The 21,698-nt window shown below is 39.7% G+C and carries 20 protein-coding genes and 1 other RNA gene; 15 read left to right on the top strand and 6 right to left on the bottom strand.

The features are described 5' to 3' along the window. From I6F43_RS06765 to I6F43_RS06735, 7 genes are all read left to right on the top strand, one after another. The gene (locus I6F43_RS06765) at positions 1-435 is read left to right on the top strand and encodes a DUF4381 domain-containing protein (protein ID WP_197101565.1); all 435 of its coding nucleotides are present in this window, start codon (positions 1-3) and stop codon (positions 433-435) included. Then, on the top strand, positions 428-1,414 hold the full coding sequence (locus I6F43_RS06760) for a vWA domain-containing protein (RefSeq protein ID WP_024604469.1): 987 nt from the start codon (positions 428-430) through the stop codon (positions 1,412-1,414). The genes I6F43_RS06765 and I6F43_RS06760 overlap by 8 nt, the downstream gene beginning before the upstream one ends. Next, entirely contained in the window at positions 1,414-3,354 is a 1,941-nt protein-coding gene (locus tag I6F43_RS06755; protein WP_197101563.1) for a VWA domain-containing protein, read from the top strand. The genes I6F43_RS06760 and I6F43_RS06755 overlap by 1 nt, the downstream gene beginning before the upstream one ends. Beyond that, on the top strand, positions 3,348-5,006 hold the full coding sequence (locus I6F43_RS06750) for a BatD family protein (RefSeq protein WP_197101561.1): 1,659 nt from the start codon (positions 3,348-3,350) through the stop codon (positions 5,004-5,006). Before I6F43_RS06755 ends, I6F43_RS06750 begins: the two co-directional genes overlap by 7 nt. 61 nt (positions 5,007-5,067) lie before the next feature. Continuing rightward, on the top strand, positions 5,068-5,625 hold the full coding sequence (locus I6F43_RS06745; protein ID WP_032827217.1) for a sigma-70 family RNA polymerase sigma factor: 558 nt from the start codon (positions 5,068-5,070) through the stop codon (positions 5,623-5,625). Then, positions 5,625-6,377 carry a DUF3379 family protein gene (locus tag I6F43_RS06740; RefSeq protein WP_007582005.1) on the top strand — a complete coding sequence of 251 codons (753 nt, stop codon included), beginning with the start codon at positions 5,625-5,627 and terminating at the stop codon, positions 6,375-6,377. Before I6F43_RS06745 ends, I6F43_RS06740 begins: the two co-directional genes overlap by 1 nt. A 163-nt stretch (positions 6,378-6,540) precedes the next feature. Next, complete coding sequence (locus I6F43_RS06735; RefSeq protein ID WP_197101559.1) at positions 6,541-7,401, top strand: Tim44 domain-containing protein; 861 nt, start codon at positions 6,541-6,543, stop codon at positions 7,399-7,401. Positions 7,402-7,449: 48 nt separating this feature from the next. Here I6F43_RS06735 and ggt read toward each other — a convergent pair whose 3' ends face one another. Continuing rightward, a complete protein-coding gene (gene ggt / locus I6F43_RS06730; protein ID WP_197101557.1) occupies positions 7,450-9,123 on the bottom strand; it encodes a gamma-glutamyltransferase in 1,674 nt (557 codons plus the stop codon). Positions 9,124-9,209: 86 nt separating this feature from the next. Beyond that, positions 9,210-9,758, bottom strand: coding sequence for a GNAT family N-acetyltransferase (locus I6F43_RS06725; protein ID WP_197101555.1), 549 nt, complete (start codon positions 9,756-9,758; stop codon positions 9,210-9,212). Positions 9,759-9,809: 51 nt separating this feature from the next. Here I6F43_RS06725 and I6F43_RS06720 point away from each other — a divergent pair, with 51 nt between their 5' ends. Then, the gene (locus tag I6F43_RS06720; protein WP_008169794.1) at positions 9,810-10,175 is read left to right on the top strand and encodes a hypothetical protein; all 366 of its coding nucleotides are present in this window, start codon (positions 9,810-9,812) and stop codon (positions 10,173-10,175) included. Between the two features lie 103 nt (positions 10,176-10,278). Here the strand turns inward: I6F43_RS06720 and fabB are convergent, their stop codons facing one another. Continuing rightward, positions 10,279-11,490 carry a beta-ketoacyl-ACP synthase I gene (gene fabB, locus I6F43_RS06715; RefSeq protein WP_197101553.1) on the bottom strand — a complete coding sequence of 404 codons (1,212 nt, stop codon included), beginning with the start codon at positions 11,488-11,490 and terminating at the stop codon, positions 10,279-10,281. Between the two features lie 178 nt (positions 11,491-11,668). Here fabB and mnmC point away from each other — a divergent pair, with 178 nt between their 5' ends. The 3 genes from mnmC to I6F43_RS06700 all read left to right on the top strand — a co-directional run bounded on the left by mnmC (position 11,669) and on the right by I6F43_RS06700 (position 14,887). Next, a complete protein-coding gene (gene mnmC, locus I6F43_RS06710) occupies positions 11,669-13,678 on the top strand; it encodes a bifunctional tRNA (5-methylaminomethyl-2-thiouridine)(34)-methyltransferase MnmD/FAD-dependent 5-carboxymethylaminomethyl-2-thiouridine(34) oxidoreductase MnmC (protein WP_197101551.1) in 2,010 nt (669 codons plus the stop codon). A gap of 67 nt (positions 13,679-13,745) precedes the next feature. After that, a complete protein-coding gene (locus I6F43_RS06705; protein ID WP_165721355.1) occupies positions 13,746-14,069 on the top strand; it encodes a hypothetical protein in 324 nt (107 codons plus the stop codon). A 182-nt stretch (positions 14,070-14,251) separates the two neighbouring features. Continuing rightward, positions 14,252-14,887: an NAD(P)-binding oxidoreductase gene (locus I6F43_RS06700; protein WP_007581997.1), complete on the top strand. Its 636-nt coding sequence runs from the start codon at positions 14,252-14,254 to the stop codon at positions 14,885-14,887. Positions 14,888-15,066: 179 nt separating this feature from the next. On the opposite strand, the gene I6F43_RS06695 is transcribed toward I6F43_RS06700, so the two are convergent. Then, positions 15,067-15,825, bottom strand: a complete 759-nt coding sequence (locus tag I6F43_RS06695) for a sulfite exporter TauE/SafE family protein (RefSeq protein WP_197101549.1) — start codon at positions 15,823-15,825, stop codon at positions 15,067-15,069. Between the two features lie 186 nt (positions 15,826-16,011). Here I6F43_RS06695 and I6F43_RS06690 point away from each other — a divergent pair, with 186 nt between their 5' ends. The 3 genes from I6F43_RS06690 to I6F43_RS06680 all read left to right on the top strand — a co-directional run bounded on the left by I6F43_RS06690 (position 16,012) and on the right by I6F43_RS06680 (position 18,599). Beyond that, positions 16,012-17,016 (top strand): YHYH protein, encoded by a 1,005-nt coding sequence (locus tag I6F43_RS06690; RefSeq protein WP_197101547.1) that lies wholly within the window; start codon positions 16,012-16,014, stop codon positions 17,014-17,016. Positions 17,017-17,051: 35 nt separating this feature from the next. Next, positions 17,052-17,348, top strand: a complete 297-nt coding sequence (locus tag I6F43_RS06685; protein WP_007581994.1) for a hypothetical protein — start codon at positions 17,052-17,054, stop codon at positions 17,346-17,348. 156 nt (positions 17,349-17,504) lie between these two features. After that, positions 17,505-18,599, top strand: a complete 1,095-nt coding sequence (locus I6F43_RS06680) for a hypothetical protein (protein WP_331460602.1) — start codon at positions 17,505-17,507, stop codon at positions 18,597-18,599. Positions 18,600-18,703: 104 nt separating this feature from the next. On the opposite strand, the gene ssrA is transcribed toward I6F43_RS06680, so the two are convergent. Next, positions 18,704-19,060, bottom strand: a transfer-messenger RNA (tmRNA) gene (ssrA, locus tag I6F43_RS06675). 263 nt (positions 19,061-19,323) lie between these two features. Between ssrA and I6F43_RS06670 the strand changes: the two genes are divergently transcribed. Further along, complete coding sequence (locus I6F43_RS06670; RefSeq protein WP_165734767.1) at positions 19,324-20,949, top strand: DUF342 domain-containing protein; 1,626 nt, start codon at positions 19,324-19,326, stop codon at positions 20,947-20,949. Here the strand turns inward: I6F43_RS06670 and rnt are convergent. Continuing rightward, positions 20,933-21,625, bottom strand: coding sequence for a ribonuclease T (gene rnt / locus I6F43_RS06665; protein ID WP_024589404.1), 693 nt, complete (start codon positions 21,623-21,625; stop codon positions 20,933-20,935). The two genes, I6F43_RS06670 and rnt, sit on opposite strands and share 17 nt — an antisense overlap. Between the last annotated feature and the right edge of the window lie 73 nt (positions 21,626-21,698).

Genomic DNA, 21,698 nt, shown 5'->3' with positions numbered 1-21,698 from the left:
ATGCAAACCAATCCACTCGATGGCCTGCACGATATAATAGCGCCAAGCCAAGTTAATTGGTGGCCACTCGCCCCTGCTTGGTGGGTTATTATTGCACTGCTGTTTTTAGCACTGTGCGCAGCTATTTATATATTTTACAAAAAACATAAATTTAAAAAGCCTAAACGCTACGCAATAGAATTAAGCCAAAGTGAGCAAAGCCCTCAGCAACTGCATATTATTTTAAAACGTTTAGTGATTGAATATTACGACAAGCGCCTTGCTGCGCAATCTACCTCTAAATGGTGCACAACACTTACTACGCTTACCGGTTTGAGCTTTAGCGAACAAGAAATACTAAGCTTGTATAACCCCAGCCAAAAAGATACAACACTGTGCGAAAAATTTCGCCAAGGTATTAAGCAATTTAAAATAAAGGAGTCAGTAAATGTTTGAATTTAGCTGGCCATGGTTATTTTTATTACTGCCCTTGCCTTTATTACTTTTACTATTAAAACCCGCGGCAAGTAATGCCAGTACGCGTTTACGTATACCCAGTTTTGCAAAGCACAATTTAACCAGCCAAAGCATTGAGCCACACGCACGACGTTTAAATCCTTTCGAATGGATAATTTGGTTATTACTTGTTACTGCCGCTGCCAATCCAACATGGTTAGATGAGCCAATCTCATTACCAAATGAAGGGCGCGATATAATGTTAGCAGTTGACTTATCAGGCTCGATGACCGAACAAGACATGGCTTACAATGGCCAATATGTTGACCGCCTTACCATGGTAAAAGCCGTACTCAGTGATTTTATAGAGCAGCGTCAAGGCGACAGGCTTGGGCTGATATTATTTGGCGACACCGCATTTTTACAAACCCCCCTCACGCGCGACGTTAAAACAGTAAGTAAAATGCTCAGTGAAGCGCAAATTGGTTTAGTGGGACGCGCTACAGCCATTGGTGATGCATTGGGTCTTTCGGTAAAACGCTTTGCCAATAAAGATGAGAGTAACCGTATTGTGGTGCTATTAACCGACGGACAAAATACCGCTGGTAATTTAAACCCAGAAGATGCTCTGCTGCTAGCTCGCGAGGAAGGTATTAAAGTGTACACCATTGGCGTTGGCTCAGATAATCCGCGCGGCTTTAGCCTCTTTAACATGGGTGGCTCTAGTGGCAGTAGTTTAGATGAAAGCTTACTTAAAAAGATTGCCGAGCAAACTGGCGGATTATACTTTAGGGCCAAAGATGTAGCAGGCCTTCAACAAATTTACGCAGAGCTTGATAAACTTGAACCTATTAGCGCTGATGAACAAACATTCCGCCCACAAAGCTCATTATTTTACTACCCGTTACTTATCGCTATTTTACTTATTAGCTTAAAAGTAATGCTGAGTACACTGCGTGCATTAAAGGAGCCAAACTAATGGATTTTGAATTTATTCGCCCCGCTCTTTTATGGTTACTCATACCTGCTGTGGCATTATTTTTTGTCGCCTTAATTAAGCATAAAAAAACGACTAGTGAGCAGCTAATTGCACCGCATTTAGCACAATTTATAATGAGCGAAGCAAACACTAAAGCCAGCCAGCCACTTTGGTTAGTTGCTTTGTTTTGCAGCCTTGGCATTTTATTTAGTGCTGGGCCTAGCTTTGAGAAAAAACAAGTTCCTGTATTTCAAAGTAAAAGTGCCCGTGTAATTGTTATGGATATGTCGTACTCAATGTACAGCACCGATATTTTACCAAATCGTTTAATGCAATCACGCTTTAAAGCGCTTGATATGATTGAGCTGTTTAAAGAAGGAGATACCGCGCTTGTAGCTTACGCAGGCACGGCCTATATAATTTCACCACTAACAAACGACGCCACAACACTTAGTAATTTAATTCCAAGCTTAAGCCCTGAAATAATGCCAGACAAAGGCTCAAACGTTTTAGCGGGTCTTGATATGGCCAAAGAGCTATTAACGCAAGCGGGTTATATTGATGGCGACATTATTTTAGTGACCGACGGTATTGACCAACAAGAACAAAGCGACGTGAGTAGCTTTACCAGTAACACCCAATATAGATTAAATATATATGGCGTAGGTACCGCTCAAGGCGCTCCAATTAAGTTACCTGAAGGTGGTTTTTTGAAAGACAGATACGGCCAAATTGTAGTACCTACTCTCAATGCCAGTCAGCTTAAAAATTTAGCATCGAGCAGTGGTGGTAAATTTGCTAGTTACCAGCCTAGTAATAACGACATTAATACGTTTGCCCCAAATGCACAGAGTGAATTATTGAAAGACGAAAAACAAAGCCACGCACTTTGGCGAATAGATGCAGGTATATATGGACTCTTGCTATTACTGCCATTTGGCTTGTATTTATTTAGACGCGCTGCCTTGCTGGGGGCATTTTTAGCCTTTAGCTTTTTACCGCAGCAAAATGCGTATGCCGTAGAGCTCCCTACTCTTTTGCAAAATGCAGATCAACGTGCATTAGAGGCTTACAAAAATAAAGAATACGATGCAGCAACACAGGCGCAATCGAGTGAGTTAAAAGGCGCTGCGCTTTACCAGCAAGGTAATTTTGATGCTGCACTTAATGAGTTTAGTAATGATAAGTCGGCTACCGGTTTATACAACTACGGTAATGCCCTTGCCAAAGCTGGCAAACTTGAGGACGCCATTGAAGCCTACAAACAAGCCCAAACCTTACAAGATGACTTTACACGAGCAGCTGATAACCAAGCCTTAGTTGAACAATTACTCAATCAACAAGAGCAACAAAACCAGCAAGATCAACAAAGCGACGGCGACGACTCTCAAGGCCAAGATGATAGCCAGAAAAAAGATGAGCAAAACCAAGGGCAAAATTCTGATGAGTCAAAACAGGATCAGCAACAAAATGGTGATAAAAGCGATTCTGAAAAAGGCGAAAACGAAAGTCAAAGCTCAAGCGATGAAAAATCTGATAAAGAATCAGATAAAGAGTCTGAACAATCAAAAGATCAACAAGGTGAGCCTGGCGAGCAATCAGACAAGCAAAATGAACCTGATATGCAAGCTCAGCCACAAAGTGAGCAAGGGCAAAATAAAGACGCTGACCAGCCTCAAGACGAGCAGCAACAAAGTAAGCCACAAACAATGAGTGAGCAACCTGCTACTGATGAGCAAAAACAAAATGCTCAGCAACAAGCTATGCAAGCCCAAGCAAGTGAGCTCACTAATGAAGAAAAAGAAAAAGCACAACAGCTTAATCAACTACTTAGAAAAGTCCCGGACGATCCGGCTATTTTATTACGGAATAAAATGCAATTAGAAGCCCAAAAAAGACAATATAAACGTCGCCCTACAGGAGTCGAAAAATCATGGTAATGCGATTATTTTGCTGTTTATTGCTATTAAGTGCGATGCCTTCGTGGGCTGCCACCAAATTAGAAGCCAGCGTAGATAAAAACCCTGTTTTAGCGGGTGAATTTTTTATGCTTAATATATCCGTAGACGATACAGTTAAAGGCGAGCAACCAGACACCTCATCGCTGTTAAAAGACTTTGTGGTAGGCCCAACAAGCTTAAGTTCTCGTACCAACATTATTAATGGCAGCATTAATAAACAAACCACGTGGTCAGTTAAATTAATGACCCGTTCAGAGGGCGATTACACTATTCCGGCATTTAGCGTTGCAGGGTTAACCTCACAGCCTATTAAATTAAAAGTGGCAAAACGCTCAGTTGATGCAGATAAAAATAACAAAATATTTTTAAAAACGTCGCTCTCGAGTAATTCATTGTTTGTCCAAGAAGCCGGCGTTTACACTATTAAGCTTTACCTTGCCAAAGAACTGCTTGATGGCAGCTTAAGCACACCAAGTATGGAAGATGCTCAGCTAACCCAATTGGGTAAACAAACTGAAAGCTATGAGCTTGTTGATGGTAAACGCTACCTTGTTATTACTCGCGAGTATTTGATTCAGCCACAAAAAAGTGGTGCGTACACTATTGCAGGCCCCGCTTTTCAAGGGCGAGTACAACAAAATTATCGTCAATTAGAAGTATCAGCTCTTGGCGACGATCAGCAAGTAGAAATCAAACCAATTCCGAGTGACTATAAAGGTGCATGGTTACCAAGCGAGCTGGTTAGTCTTGATGAAGAATGGCAACCTAACGACAGCACCGTAGAAGTAGGTACGCCTATAACACGTACTATTACACTTACAGCGCTTGGGGTTACAAAAGAGCAATTACCTGAAATCTCTATGCCTACCATTGATGGCATACGCAGCTACCCTGATAAAAAAGAAAATAACAATGCAGTACGTGACGGACGCGTTGTATCGCAGCAAACTGCATCGTATGCATTACTGCCGCAAAAACCAGGTACTTACACTTTACCTGAAATACAGCTACCTTGGTTTAATACTAAAATGAACCGTATTAGCTTAGCTACATTGCCAAAGCGCACTATAACGGTAACGCCAAGTAGTACCGCACCTAATACCGCCGTGGCAAACCCACAATCAAACCCAAACAATTTACCTGCTATTGAAAATATTTCGAATGAAGCGACAGGCACACAACGTATTGAAACTAAAAGTGATACTCCTCTTTGGTTAATAGTTGTTGCCGCTTTAGGGTATATTTTATGGGTTGGTACTGTAATTTTTTACTTAATGACCCGTTCTACTAAAAATACGACTGAGAAATTACAACCAAACAACCGTGATATTTCTCAGCCGAGCTTAAATGAGCTTAAAACGCTCGCTAAAACACACGATGTGAAAGCTTTTTACACCGCATTAAATAGTTTTTCTGTAAAGGTGACTCACAAAAATGTTGGCGCTATTGATGAGCTTTGCATCCGCGTAAACAGCAGCGAGCTTAATGGCCTCATTAGCCAATTGCAGGCACAACTTTATAGTAATAAAGGCGCAAACACGGATCTTAATGCTATTATTAAAATTCTTGAGAACTATCAAACTCAAGCATCAAAGTCGCAACAAGCTGTATTAAAAGACCTTTATGATTAATAACTACGATACTCAGGTCTTTTTTTGCAATAAATAATAATTTTTAATTAAAAAAGTGCTTATGCTTGGAAAGAAAAAATCAAACAATCAGGTCTTAATCGATATGGCAGAGAAACAAAAGCGTTATGAAGCCTTGGTCCACGTTTACAATAAAGAGCTTTATCGCTTTGCTTATTGGTTATGCCGTGATCCGCACATAGCAGATGATTTAGTACAAGAAACGTTTTTACGCGCGTGGCGTTCTCTCGACTCTTTACTTGATCAAAAGGCAGCTAAACCCTGGCTGCTTACTATATTACGAAGAGAAAATGCGCGCCGATTTGAACGTAAACAGTTTGATTACAGCGACGTAGAAAACGATACGCTTGTTGATGAAACCAGCCACTCATTAGATGATGAAATGGAGCAAACGGTTATCCAACGCCAGATTGCCCTGTTATCTGATGAATACCGAGAGCCATTATTACTACAAGTTGTAATGGGCTGCTCTGGCGAAGAGATCGCAGGCATACTTAATTTAAATAAAAACACGGTAATGACTCGTTTATACCGTGCCCGAAATCAACTTAAAGAGGCTTTAAGCCGTGATGATGAACAACTTAAAGGGGCATCAAAATAATGGATGAACTTGAGTTTCGTCGCCGCACTATTGCGCAGCCAAACGACATTGACAAGGAGCTCATGGAGTTTGCTAACAATAACCCAGAGCGACAAAGTTTTATTAACGATATGAAAGATTTTGATAAATTTATTCAAGACTCTTTAGATATACCTGTGCCTGAAAACCTTGCAGACCGCATTCTTTTAAACACATCGTTAAAAGAAAAAGCACTGCAAGAAGAGCAAGCAACAGGAAAAAATGTAGTTGATGCCCGCTCGCGTTTTAAGCTTGACCGCGTGCATCTTGCATTAGCAGCATCTTTTGTAGTGGCTATTAGTGCCTTCTTTTTTAGTACAGAGCAAAATATTGCACACGAAGCGGGTGAGCATGCGCTTGCCCATGTGTACTACGAAATTAGTGCGCTTGATAAAAAAGAGCCCATTAGCCTACAAAGCGTTAACGACAAGCTTGCAGTATTAGGTGGTCATCTTGATGAGCTTCCTGGTGATGTAACTTACGCTATGTTTTGTGATTTTAAAGGCGAAAAAGGGCTACATTTGATATTTGAGTCTGACTTTGGTCCTATGACGGTATTTATAGTGCCTTCTGAAAATAAATCATTTGGTTTTGGCGATGATAATTTCAAAGACGAGCGCTTTGAAGGTCATATTAACCGAGGCTCACAAGCAGATACTATTTTAGTGGCAAGTGTTGGAGCACCTCTAAATACTTATAACGAACGTGTTACTGGCGCTATTCGTTGGCTTTAAAATAAACAAATTTACCGCTTAGTCCCTACTAAGCGGTTTTTTGATTATGTACCCACCATAAACCTTTTCTTTTATACTCAAAACCTCTGATTTTTAAAGTAATTAATTAAATTCCTTAAGAAAGTAAATTATAATCGCGGCTCGATTTTAATTAGGGAATTTCATGAAGAACATAATCGTTATTTTTTCATTATTGGCATTATTATGTACTGCCAGTTTTGATGCACACGCACGTAAAAAGTTTGGCAGTAGTAAACGTGGACAAACTCCTGCAACACAACAAACAGCACAAAAACAAAAAGCAGATACAACAACCCCAACAGCAGCACCTAAAGCCGCATCAAATAAAAAAGGCATTATGGCTGGCGTTTTGGGTGGTCTTTTAGCTGGTGGCTTAATTGCAGCAATGTTAGGCGACGATTTTGAAGGTTTTCAGCTATTAGAAATGATTTTATTAGCTGGCGGACTATTTATTTTATTTAAGCTAGTAACAGGCTTTTTACGTACTAATCGTGCCCCACAACTTGCAAATGCCAGTGCAGATACAAGTGCTCAGCAAAATGCTTTTAAACAAGCACCAATCGAGCAGCCAATGAGTACAGGCTTTGCTAACAGCGCCCCACAAGGTGAAAGTGTCCCTTTTAATTTACCACCTAACTTTGACGTTAATGGCTTTTTGCAAGGTGCCCGTAGTCATTACCATACGCTACAAACTGCATGGAATAATGCCGATTACACCACAATGGCTGAATACTTAAGCCCTGCACTTGTTGCCGAATTTAAAGCTGAGCGTGAAGCTATACAGAGTGTAGACACTGAAGTAATGTTTATTGATGCCGAACTTGTGCGTGCAGATACAAATGCGCAATCGTGGCAGGTTAGTGTTCGCTTTAAAGGTAAGTACCGTGATTTAGGCGATAAAAAAGAACAGCCTATTTTAGAAATTTGGCACTTAGAGCGTCTAATTTCAGACGATGCTCCATGGCTAATAGTGGGTGTTGAAGATTTAATTGATACTCAATAAGCTTTTATTATTTTAAACACCGCGCTTTTTAGCGCGGTGTTTTTTTATTTAAAAAACAATTGATTTACCGCGCCCTGATGCTTCAGAAGCGGCATCTAATTGGCCCTCTTTATTAATAATAACGTGTAAGTCACCAAAGTGTCTCTCGTCTATGGTGTAACCCATTTTTATAAGCTCTGCTTTTACGCTATCGGTTAAACCTATGTGCGTTCTAATTATATTTTTAGGCCACAATTGATGATGAAAACGAGGACTATTTACAACCTGCTCTGCACTCATATCAAACTCTATCGCATTTAAGATAGATTCGTACACAGAGCTAATAATGGTTGTGCCACCAGGCGAACCTGTCACCATTTTAACGGTGTTGTCTTTAAGTAGTATTGTAGGTGTCATCGAACTCAACATACGCTTGTGTGGCTGTATTTCATTAGCTTTACCGCCTATTGCGCCAAACACATTCATAACGCCTGGTTTGGCGCTAAAGTCGTCCATTTCATCATTTAAAATAAATCCCGCACCTTCAACAACGACACCGCTACCAAACCCTAAGTTTATTGTGGTGGTATTTGCTACAGCGTTACCCATTTTATCAACGATTGAAAAGTGCGTAGTTTGCTCACTTTCTTTAAGGCCCGGTTTAATATTTTCGGTAGTCGAGATAGCGGTTAACGAAATGCCATTACTGCGCTCTTTGAGGTAGTTAATATTAGTTAACGCATTTACTGGTACATCAAAAAAATCAGGATCGCCTAAATACTCTGCTCTATCTGCAAATACACGTTTACCTATTTCAGAAAGTAAGTGCACATACTGAGTCGAGTTATGCGCTAAGCCTGTATCTGGTTTTTGTAACTCATACATTTTGAGCCACTGTAAAATAGCAATACCACCTGAACTTGGCGGTGGCGAAGTAAGTACTTCATAACCATTCCAACTCGCTTTAATGGGTGTACGTGATTTAGCGGTATAATTTTTTAAATCATCTTGATTAATAATACCACCATGTAGATGCATAAATTTAGCAATAATATTTGCAGTCTCGCCTTTATAAAATCCATCTTGACCGTTATCACGAATACGCTTTAGCGTTGCCGCTAACTCGGGTTGCTTAAAGACTTTATTGGCTTTTACATCAGCAAAATATTTTTCAAAGTTTACATTTATTTTTTGCTCTTTTAGATGGGCTATATAATGGCTAACACCTTTTGCTAACTTAGGCGGAACAACAAACCCTTGCTCAGCCAACGTTACAGCAGGCTGTACTAGTGTTTCCCACTTTAAAGTGCCATGCTTTTGATGGGCAAGCCACATACCCGCTACACTGCCAGGTACACCGCTTGCGTGAATGCCATATATTGATTTGTTTGCAATAACATTACCTTGCTCATCTAAATACATATCACGATGAGCCGCTGTTGGCGCTGTTTCGCGATAATCTATAAAATCGCCTTTGCCATCTTTTTGAATAAGCATAAATCCCCCGCCGCCAATATTTCCGGCTTCAGGAAGCGTCACTGCAAGTACAAATTGTGCCGTAATAGCCGCATCAACAGCATTACCGCCTTGCTCTAATATACTTTTAGCAGCATCGGCACTGAACGAGTCAGGCATTGCGACCGCGCTTTGCGCTAAAGGCTGCGCCAAAACACTAAAAGTAGTGAACTGTAAAACCAGTACACTTTTGACGATTAATTTACGTGGTGAAAAAAACAATCCCATACAACATCCTTAATTTATTATTTTTGTTGCCCATATTAATGCACGTCATTTAAGGGCAGGTCAATCTTTATACTGTTGATATTTAATCATCTTAAAACGTTTTTTGAATAAAGTACTGCGGGTAAGTCGCCTTGCTCATCTGTATGTGTATAATTTTTTATAAATTGCAGGCCTAACTTTTTCATTATTGTTATAGAGGCCGTATTATCTTTTAGTGCAGTTGCGCTTATCGCCTTAACGTCATCTTGCTTAATGAGTTCATCACATAATGCTAAAGCCGCCTCGGTTGCATAACCATGCCCCCAACTCGCTTGTTTAAAGCGCCAACCTATTTCAATATCGCTGTAATTTGGTGCATCACTAAAGAAATTCATAGGTCTTATTAATACCCAGCCAATAAATGTATTGGTTTGCTTTATAGAGATACTCCACAGCCCCCAGCCTTTTAGCTCATTTCTATATGCGAGCATACGAGGCACTCCCTCATTTTTTATTTGCTCTAAAGAGGTAGGTACACCTCGCGTTAAATACTGCATTACGGCGGGGTCTTGGTCGAGTTCAAATAATTGAGGCCAATAATGCTCACTCATTAATTTAAAATTTAATCGTTTTGTTACGGGGGCGTTCATTTTCATTGTTGTATAGTCTGCCTCGAATTAATTATCAGTCTCTAAAGGAGATAGCACATGAATAAATTAGCAGGTTTAGCTTTATTAGGCACTTTAATTACATTAACTGGTTGTGAAGATGCCAACGAAGTAAAAGAAGATGCAAAAGATAAAAGCGCACAAATGCAAGAAAAGCTTGGTGATGCATGGAACGACGTTAAAGAGACAACTAACGATCTTAAAAATGATGAGTCTTTAAACGAGCTATTAGAGCAAAGTAAAACAATGGGCTTAGACATGTACGACGACGGCAAAGAGATTGCGGTTGATGCATGGATTAAAAGCAAAGAAGCTGCTGGCGAGTTAACTGAAAAAACTAAGCAGAAAGCGCAAGAAATTGCTGACGAAATTGAGCAAGCGCGTAAAGAACATAACGAAGGTTAATTTAACTTTCGATAATAAAAAAGGAAAGCCTCGGCTTTCCTTTTTTGTTTTAAGCAGTTTAGCCCTGACATGTGTTTACATATTTAGGGCTTATAAGCTCAAATTAACCTTTGTACTTACTCATAACTAAAGTCGCGTTTGTGCCACCAAAGCCAAAGCTATTAGACATTACAGTATTTAACTCAACATCACGACGTGCAGTAATAATATCTAAACCTGCCGCTTGCTCATCTAGCTCATCAATATTAATTGAAGGCGCTACAAAGCTGTGCTCTAGCATCAATAATGAGAAGATAGCTTCGTGAACACCTGCAGCACCGAGGGCATGACCCGTCATTGCTTTAGTTGCGCTGATCATTGGTGACTTACCACCAAACACTTCTTGAATCGCACCAAGCTCTTTAACGTCGCCTACAGGTGTAGATGTACCATGCGTGTTTAGGTAATCAATGCTGTCTACATCTTGCATAGCTTGGCGCATACAACGTGCTGCACCTTCGCCAGATGGAGCAACCATGTCGTAGCCATCTGATGTTGCACCGTAGCCAACAATTTCAGCGTAAATGTGCGCGCCACGTGCAAGTGCATGTTCAAGTTCTTCAACTACAACAATACCGCCGCCGCCAGATATAACAAAACCATCGCGGTTTGCATCGTATGTACGAGACGCTTTTTCTGGTGTTTCGTTGTACTTAGTAGAAAGTGCGCCCATAGCGTCAAATTCCATTGCCAATGTCCAGTGTAGTTCTTCACCGCCACCAGCAAAAACAACATCTTGCTTACCTAATTGAATTTGTTCTACTGCATTACCAATACAATGCGCAGATGTTGCACATGCAGAGCTAATTGAGTAGTTAACACCTTTAATTTTAAAAGGTGTTGCTAAACAAGCAGATGTAGTGCTCGCCATAGTACGTGGAACCATATAAGGCCCTACACGTTTTACGCCTTTTTCACGTAAAATATCAGCAGCTTCTACCTGCCATTTAGACGAACCACCGCCAGAGCCAACAATAATACCCGTGCGCTCATTTGATACTTGGTCGTCAGACAAACCTGAGTCTTCAATTGCTTGAGTCATCGAAATATAAGAATATGCAGCAGCATCACCCATAAAGCGCATTGCTTTGCGGTCAACATGTGCTTTAACGTCAATATCAATTTTACCCGATACGTTACTACGTAACTTATAATCGGCAAATTCTTGGTTAAAAGCGATACCGCTTTTGCCCGTTTTTAACGATTCTAATACTTCTTCTTTGTTGTTACCAATGCTTGATACAACACCGATACCTGTAATTACAGCTCTTCTCATGGGTAATTCCCTTAGCTTAATACTTAATTGCATTCTATTTTACGCGAATTTAATCACCTAAGTGGTCAGCTTTCTAGCGTACACTTGTACTCTGAACTGCTAGCTTATAAATAACGCCAGACTATTACAAAGAAAACCCGTAAAATAATTAAAAATATATCTATAAATTTAAAAAATTATGATTAAGAACGCACATAGTCACATTAATAATTTAGGTACACCTTTGACTAATGACTCCGGTGATATTTATTTTTCTAATGACGATGGCTTAGCTCAATCGCATTATGTGTACTATGAGCAAAATAATATAGATGTACGATTACAAAATCATGACCAATCACATTTTGTTATTGCCGAAACCGGTTTTGGCACCGGTTTAAACTTTTTAAATACGTGGCAACGCTTTAAAGACCACCTTGAGCGGATGCAAGTTCAAAATGAATGTGAAAAAAGCGTAAAACGCCTACACTATATTTCGTTTGAAAAGAATCCCTTAACATTAACAGACTTAAAACAAGCATTAACCGCTTGGCCTACCTTAAGTTATTTTAGTGAGCAATTAACAGTAAACTACCCAATTAATTTAGAAGGATGCCACCGGCTCGAATTTAATAGTGGCAGTGTTGTTCTCGATTTATACTTTGGTGATGCGCTTGAATCAATACAAGCAATGAGCTATCCGCAAACAGGAATTGTTGATGCTTGGTATTTAAATGGGCCTGAGCCAAGTAAAAATCCTGATATGTGGCAGCAAAGTTTATTTAACTCCATGGCTGATATATCAAGGGCTAATGCAACCTTATCGACTTTTACTTCCGCTGACTTTGTTCAACGAGGATTAATAGAGGCTGGCTTTAGTACTAAAAAAGCCAAAAATTTTAATCAAAAAGAAGATATGCTTACTGGCCAACTTAAACATGTTAATAACGCTCAATCAACCCCCGCTTATTTTAATCAAGATAGTAGTACTTTAAAAAATGTAGCAGTCATTGGCGGTGGTATTGCCAGTAGCTGTATTTTATACAGCTTGGCTAAACGAGGCATAACCAGCCAATTATTCTGCCAAGATGAAAAGCCTGCAATGGGGGCATCGCACAATGTGCAAGGCGCTATTTACCCTCACCTACAAGCTAAAAACTCGCCACACAGTGAATTGTTTGCACATAGCTTTTTATACGCAAAACGTTTGTATAACCAGTTACTCAAAAACGGCTTTAGCTTTGATTACGATTGGTGCGGCGTATTACAACACGCAGTGAAAAAACCTCTCGCTGATAAGCACGAAAACTTAGCACAAAAGCAACTGTGGCCAACCCAGCTAATGCGTAACGTAACCGCAGAGCAAGGCGATGAAATAGCCGGCGTAACGACAGGTTATTCAGGCGTGTTTTTTGAACAAGGCGGCTGGGTTAACCCGCCACAATTAGTAAACGCTATGCTAAGCGCTGCAAATAGCATAAGCCCATTTAAAAGCCTATTTAACTGCAATATAAAGCAGCTTAAAAAAACTGACAACGGTTGGTTTTTATTAACGAATGATGAGCAGCTAGGCCCTTTTAGCGATGTAATTATTTGTGCAGGTGAGCACAGCGATGCATTTGAGCAAACAAAAGCGCTACCTATAGTAGGCGTGCGCGGTCAGGTTTCACATATTGAGGCAAGTGAGCAATCACGCAAACTTAAAACAGTGCTATGCCATAAAGGGTATTTTACCCCAGCTTATTTAGATCATCACTGCATGGGTGCCACATTTGAAAAAAACACTAAAAGCCGCCAAGTTAAAGCGCTCGACAACCAATTAAACCAAGAGCAACTACTTAGCTTTTATCAGCAAAGTGAATTTGCCTCCACCCTTGGCAATATAACCTCGGCAAAAGCGGCTGTTCGCTGCACATTTATAGATCACCTGCCGATGGCAGGGCAATGGTGCGAGCAAAGTGATTACATAATGGCCTTTGCTAATCTACGTTTAGGTAAACGCTACCAATATGAGCAACTTAATAAACCACAACAAGGCCTGCATATTTTTACCGGTTTTGGTGCACGCGCATTGTGTAGCGCACCGCTAAGTGCAGACCACCTCGTAAGTTGTTTAAATAACGAACCCCGCCCATTAAGCGAACGTGTAAGCCAAGCTATTCACCCTGCCCGGTTTATAGTGCGAGATTTAATTCGTAATAAAATTTAAATGACATTGGTGCTTATTGAGGTAAAATAAGTACCAATAAAAGGAATTTATTACTCAAAGGACTCTAATGAAAACTTTAGCATTTTTAATAATGTTGCTATGCACTCTATCGTTTAACGCACTTAGCCAAAACGTCACTGAAATCCCACTTCCTGAAGAGTTTGTTACAACGATGGACGTAGCAAGCGAATACCCAATGGTACGTACTGGTTATTTAACCGATTCAATTTCTGATATCACTCGCTTTTATCAGCAAAAATTAGGTGAACCTTCAAAAACAAATGGCAATAGTACATATCGCACTTTGTTTTATAATTACCAAGAACATAAAGTCCGTATTAGTCTATACCGCCGTAGTTATGTGACCGAAGTGAGTATAATGGTTGAATAAAAAGTTCTAAAAAACACGCCAAAAGCAGCTAATTTTAATGCTCAGTTAAGTATTGAATTTTAATTAAAGTATTTTTTGAAATTAGCTCATTTAAACTCTTTTTTACCCTTTAAAAATAATCCCCTACCCCAAGGTCTGTTTGTAAGCACATTACTTTTACTATTTATTGGAAGGAGTTAATTATGAGTAAGACCCTAATTATTGGCGCAAGCGGACAAATAGGTAAAATGACAACTGAGCTACTTTTAGAAAATGAGCAAAATGTTGTGGCATTAGTGCGTGACAAAAATAAGTTAAGCGATTTAAACAGCTCTTTTTTAACTATTGTTGAGCAAGATCTTGAAGGCGATTTTGGTGATGCAATGAAAGGCTGTGACCAAGTGATTTTTGCTGCTGGTTCTGGTGGAAGTACAGGCGATGATAAAACTGTACTCATTGATTTATGGGCTGCAACAAAAGCAGCTACATTCGCTAAAGAGCACGGCGTTAATCACTTTATTATGGTCAGTTCAATTGGTGCTGACGATCCAGATTCGATTCAAGGTGATTTAAAACCTTACTTAGTTGCTAAGCATATGGCTGACGAGCACCTAATAAACAGTGGTTTAAATTATACCATTGTTCGCCCTGGTACATTGACTGACGATAGTGCTTCAATGCAAGTAACTACGCAGCAACCAAGTGATCGTTCAGAAGCTAAAATTAGCCGCGAAAACGTAGCCAATGCATTATTACATATTGCGACCAACTCATTTATTAGTAACCGCATTTTTAAGTTGTTTGATGGCGATAAGCCAATTAAAGCCGCTGTTAAATAGGCTTTAATACCAATTTAATTAAACGTATGAACAATTATTACAAAGAATATGTAATTCATCGATAAGGCAAAAAATTACAGTATAGTCGCTCTATATCAGTAACTTTTTGGCGCAATGAATTATTTAATCCTCTTAAATAATTTATGTTTAATAAAATTAAATTTACTCCACTAAGCAAATTAGTGGAGTAATATTTTTATACCTTGCCAACCAAGTTGTAGCGTTAATAACGTTAAAACGACTCTAAAAATACGCTTAAATTTATCCCCAGACATCCTTTTAAGTAATTTAATTCCGAACCAAGTTCCTACAGCGCCACTTATTACCATGGCAATTACAAGCGGTATCCATTGCCAAAAACTAAAGCCAACAGCGCCATAAATTATCGCTTTTAATAAATGCTGCACACTCATAACGCTCGAAAACGTTGCCGTAAATTTTAACTTTTCGTAATTATTTATATATAAACAGCTACCAACTAATGGGCCACTTGCCCCCACAAACATAGAAATAAAAGTAGTTATTCCACCGGCAACCATACGCCACACCTTAGAGGTTAATTTTATAGGTGGCGTTTTACCCCACAGTAAATAAATAACAAAAATAGCGACCACTAACTTCATTGCATCAAGCGATATATCATCAATAACAAAACTTGATAACCCCGCCCCTACTAAGCCGCCTAACGCAAAATATACAAACATGCTTTTATCAATATGCTTAAAACTGAGTAAAAACCTATTTGCATTAGAGCCAAGCTGTACTAAACCATGCACAGGCACAACAACTGCCATTGGCATAAACGACGCCATAACAACAAGCAGCATTAATCCGCCACCAGCACCAAATGCAGCAGATATAAAAGAAGTAAAGCCAGCGGTGATCATTAACAATAAAAACAAAAATAAAGACATGCTGTCGGGAAATAAAAAATCCATAAAACTCCACTGCCTATTTAAGTACTTTTAAGTCGCAGTATTTAAATAGTAAAAAAGGTACTAAACACATTTATAGCAACTTTATCAGCTTCTATCTTGTGCTATGTACTATGTTGCGTTGTTTTTGCACTTTGTTTGCACATTTAACAAATATTATACATTCAACTTCATTACCGGATATTTTTGATGAGAAGATTTAACACACCAATTTTGACACCGCTTGCAGTGTGTATACTTGCACTGGGTTTAACTGCCTGTAACGGTAGCGATGCTGAAAGTACCGTCGTAACTGAAACAACCACCGATGAGGGAACTACAACAGATACTTCAACCGATTTTGTTGTAGAAGTCGACCCTTTTAACTTTGAAAGCGATGCGCTCATTTCATCAATTACCACTCAAACATGTACGCTAAGTAATGGTGATGAAGCCTCATGCTACAAAATTGATATTGCAGGTGCGCCTTCAAATTACGAGATTGGTGTATTTTGCCCTCAAAATATCACCTCAACAGCTGACGAAGCCGGTATTTGGTTTGATGGCACCGGTGAGGTTTACGATATAACCGGAGACTTTATTTTAAATCTACCTACATTATATAACGATAGTCATTGGCAGCTATACGACGAAGGTACAGGCCTTGTAAATGTAACCGACACACAAGAATCGTGTGATGGCGCTGCACGCCCAAACGTAGAAGAACAATACCAAAACCACTGCGTAGAATGCTCTATTGATTATGTTGATGGCGGTATATCAGAATCATTTTTAATTCCAATAACGCCTGTTGCAACCACTCAAAATAGCAGTATTGGTAACGCTAATGTAGGTGTTGCTCTCAATGGTGTTGTACTTGCTGCACCCGCCCCTGTTGAGGCTATTTTAGGCGCATACACTATTGCAGCCTTTGATGATTGCGCTGGCCATATTAACTTAGTAGCAGGCTATCACTACCACGGTGAAGCAGGTTGTAGCCAAACACAAATTCAATCAGACGGTCATGCCGCCATGATGGGTTATGCACTCGATGGATTTGGTATATTTGGCATGCTTAACGAAGATGGATTAGAACCCACTGATTTAGACGAATGTAGAGGCCACACCGACGATACACGCGGATACCACTACCATGCAGCCGATGTATCTGAAAACATGTTTATTGGTTGTTTTAAAGGTGCTACCGCAAGATAACTCGCATTCTGGCCAAATAATTAACTGAGATACTAATGAAAATATTTAACGTGATAAAAGCACTAACCACTGGCTTTTTACTTGCTGCCTCATGCTCAGCGCTAAGTCATGCAGGCCACGGCTCAAATGCGCCTTGGGAAGCATGTGAAGCAAAAGCCATTAATGAAGATTGCAGCTACACAAGCCATGATAAAAAAGCGACAGGCACATGCCAAGCAATGAACAAAGTACTTATGTGCGTTCGAAATAAACCACTTGAAACATTAATAGACAAAGCAACCCAACCAGCAAGTGATCAAAAGCAATCTGTAAAATCACTCGCTAAACGATAAAGTAACAGCTACACGCCAAAGCCTTAACGCTGTTTGTTAGGGCTTTTTTAATCGCAAATCATTAGAAAGCATACCCTTTATCTGTTAAGTTAGCTTGGTGTATCAAATAATAAAAATAAAATTCCAAAAATGGAATTACACAAGCAAGGTACTAACGTGAGCGCTACATTTAAAATTGTTTTTAATGGTCAGTTATATCAAAATACTGACCTTACCTCTGCCCAAGAACAACTCAGCCAACTTCTTAATATTCCTCATAATATTGTTATTCAGTTATTTGATGGAAAAGCTTACGCTTTAAAAAAAGACTTATCGAGTATTGATGCTGTTAAAACAGAATCCTCACTTAAAAAGCTAGGTTTGATTACTAAAGTAGAACCTCAACTCATTACTGTAATCTCTCAATCTCAAAATAATCAAATAGCACTCACTGAGCACAGTAAAAATACAGATAAACACATTAGTGAAAGTACTGACGGCAAAAGTATTTCAATACAAAACGAACGCCTAGATACAGACGAAGCCCCAAATACAGCTGCAGCTATTAAGCAAAGTTATAATAAATATAAACTACTGCGTAACACTTTAAAAAGCGCATTGTACTTTTGCTATAGCGCACTTTGTATTATTACCATAATAGGCGTAGTGATCAGTGTTAATGCACTTAAAAACAACTTTGCCCCCCAAAATAACGTAACTACAAACAACTTAAGTTACCAAAACTATAAACAATATTTGATTGATCAAAATAGCCTAAATCAACCAACACAAAAAGTAACAAACGAGCGAACAGCTACCCCTACACAGCAAAAAAGTAATGAGTACTTTAGTCGCTTTTCATCACTAATAAATAGCTACGCGCAAAGTACAGGACAAGCTGATATAAAAACGATGGGGGGTGATAAATTACAACAGCACCTACAAGAAATAGACGACCTAGGCCCTAAAAATGAATTTTGGCAGCAACTGATACAACTTTCAAAAAGCTTAGATAACGATAAGCACGCAATAGGGATGCTAAACAATACTGACCCCGCCAAAGTACAATGGATAAACGCAGTAGATTGGATCAGCCAAAGCTATATTAGGCAACATCAAAACACACAAGCTACCAACACCTCCCCAGCTAATGCGGATGAGCAAAGCAGCAACCCAATACTTAATCTAACGTTGTTAATAAGTATGCTGTCATTATTTAGCCTGCTTGTGATTGCAATAAAAATGAAGCTACGCGCTATAAGACATTTTTAAACTTTACTTTTACTTTATAAATTCCATAAAAAAACCCGCAAATTTGGATTAACAAATTTGCGGGTTTCTTATGGTTTTCGAATAACGAGTTCAAAAACCTTTATTGGTGGAGCTGGGGGGATTTGAACCCCCGTCCGAAAAGCCTCGACCGTCGGTACTACATGTTTAGTATTGTCATTTAATTAACCTTTAAGTCCCGGACAAACACGGTAAATAAAGGCGAGGCCGCTTAGTTTTAGCGCTTCAACCCCGGCCAGGGTTTCCGTCGCGATCAGGTGTTAGGGTGACACTCCAAAATCCAGTCCACAAGAATACATGGAAGGAGCGCTAGCCAGCCTAAGCTGCTAGAGAGTAGTTATCGTCGTTTGCGATTACTTTAGGTTGCGGCTGTTTAACGAGGCAAACCGCACCTCGACATGCACCTTGGGCTTCTTGAATTCCGTCGAATCCTAATCAGCCCCTGAATTAGTAACTCAATTCAGAGCGTGCAAACAGTATAACTGAGTAAAGTACTGATACTCAAGGCCTAGTAACGCTTTATTTTAATTGTATGTGCCAATCGCGTGTTAAGTAACCAAAATTTAGTTTATGCAAGCCTATATAAACATTTACTTAACAATGTGTTTAACCTGTGTTCAAATGAGGAGTTAAGGTTTTTGCTATTTCTAAACCTTTAGTTGTAAAAAATAAAAATAATAACAGGCATAGAGTAGGGAATTAATAAATGTCGGTTTTTTCATTTGATAAAAGTACAGGGTTTGTCTCTTTAGAAAGTCACCCTATTGATAGTGGTTTTCCTGTTACAAGTACTCAGTTAACGCAAATGCTAGAGCAATCTGAGTTTAGTGAGTACGAAGCTGTCATTGCCAATATTGGAAAGCTTTTTGCGCCCACTAAAAATTATCAGGAAGTATCGCTTGTCGTTGCTAGAGCTGTAGATGCGTCGCTTATCATTAATATTGATGAAAAAAACATGGTCGCAGAAGCAACATTAACTACCGCTAAAGGTGGCGCACTTTTGTCTATGGAAGGCGCGCAAAAAGCACTTGCTGATGCAGGTGTTAAAAAAGGAATAAGTCCTCGTGCGCTTGATACCTTTTTGGGCCAGCAGTTTGAGCAACCAGCAGGAAGCTCTTACAGTGCCATAATTGCACATGGGCGCAATCCAAAAGAAGGCAGCGATGCCAAATTTGTGCGTTTATGCTCAACAGCTCAAGACCGAGTACTTAGCCCACAAGCTAAAGAAGGCGGTAAGGTTGATATGAAAAACCTTGGCGCTATTATCACCGTAAAACCTGGCACTCCCTTAATGCAGCGTATTGCAGCTACCCCTGGAGAAGAAGGCTATACGGTATTTGGCGATTCAATTAGTGCAAAACCAGGTAAAGATCACCAACTCCAGCCTTTCGAAGGTACAAAAGTAGATCCTAATAATCCTAATATGCTTATTGCCGACTGCAAAGGTGTGCCCGTTGCCCTACCCCGTGGTATGCGTGTAGATGATGTTTTATGCTTTGATAACGTAGATGTAAGCACCGGCCACGTTGATTTTGATGGTAGCGTAATTATTACTGGCGATATTAAAGACGGCATGCGTGTAAAAGCTAACGGTGATATTACGGTACTTGGTTTTGTAGAATCAGGAACTGTTGAAAGTAAAAGTGCGGTAACCATTATGCTTGGCGCAATTGGCCGAAAACGTGAAGGCGAGGAAGCATTTACGTGCTGTATAACCGCTCAACGAACTATTTCTATTGGTTATGCCCAGTACTGCAACATTAAATCCGAACAAGATTTATTTATTGAACGCCAAGCTCTGCATTGTGATTTAAGTGCTAGGCGATTAATACGTGTAGGCAAAGCAAATGACCCGCGAGGTAAAATTATTGGCGGTAATATTTTAGATGCTATGCGCATTGAAACGGGTGAGCTCGGCGCGCCAGCCGGTACTAAAACACGCGTATTTTTAGCGCAGCTCTGGTTTGAGCTTCGCCAAAAGCAAATGCAAATCACCGATTTTGAAAAAGTACTTGCGACTAAAGTAACCGCTTTACAACAAGCTCGCGAAAAAGCGAGTAAAATTGCGGGGGCTGCTCAGCGCCAGCAATTCATGAATAAAATAACTGAAAATGAAAAGCATATAAAAATACGCTCTGCGCATATTCATCGTCAAAAACTACTTATTAAGCAAAAAATAGTGCAATTACTTGCCAGTAGCCGCTTAAAAGTAAATGAATTAATGCACCCTGGTGTGGAGCTTAAAATAGCGAAAGATTCTAAACAATTTTCGCGTATTTACCCGCCCCACCTAGTTAAGCTAACTGAGGGTAAAATTACTCAGACGTTTTAGTTTCTTCGTCATTTTCAGTTTCAACTTCAGCATCAGCGTCGTCGGTTGGCGCTAATGGCCAACCACCTAATTGCTGCCAGCGGTTTACTATTAAACAATAAAGCTCAGCTGTACGTTCTGTGTCGTAAAGTGCTGAGTGCGCTTGGCTGTTATCAAACTCTATACCAGCCGCTCTACATGCTTTTGCTAATACAGTTTGCCCTAACGCTAAACCCGCTAAAGATGTTGTATCAAAGCTTACGAACGGGTGAAATGGCGTACGCTTAATGTTATTACGCTCTATTGCTGCATTTAAAAAGCCATGATCGAATGCGGCATTATGCGCCACAATAACTGAGCGTTGACACCCAGCAGCCTTTTGCGCTTTGCGTACTACTTTACATATTTCTTTAATTACTTCATCTTCAGGTACTGCGCCACGTAATGGTGAAAACGGGTCTATACCGTTAAAGTCGATGGCTGCTTGTTCTATATTAGCGCCTTCGAATGGCTGAACATGAAAATGAACAGTATGATCTATGCTGAGCAGTCCTTCGTCATCCATTTTTAAAACAGAGGCTGCTATTTCTAACAAGGCATCTGTTTCTTTGTTAAAACCTGCAGTTTCAACATCAATAACAACAGGAAAAAATCCACGAAAGCGTTTTGCGAAAGGTGTTTGCTCAGTATTTGCCATAGTCTTCTTTGTTTATACGTGTAAGCTGACTATTATGTCAAAATTGATGCCCCCTAGGCTAGGGTATTTAAGT

The organism is Pseudoalteromonas sp. NZS71_1 (genome assembly GCF_015864305.1).
GTDB lineage: Bacteria > Pseudomonadota > Gammaproteobacteria > Enterobacterales > Alteromonadaceae > Pseudoalteromonas > Pseudoalteromonas arctica.
This window is presented reverse-complemented; position numbering and strand designations above follow the sequence as displayed.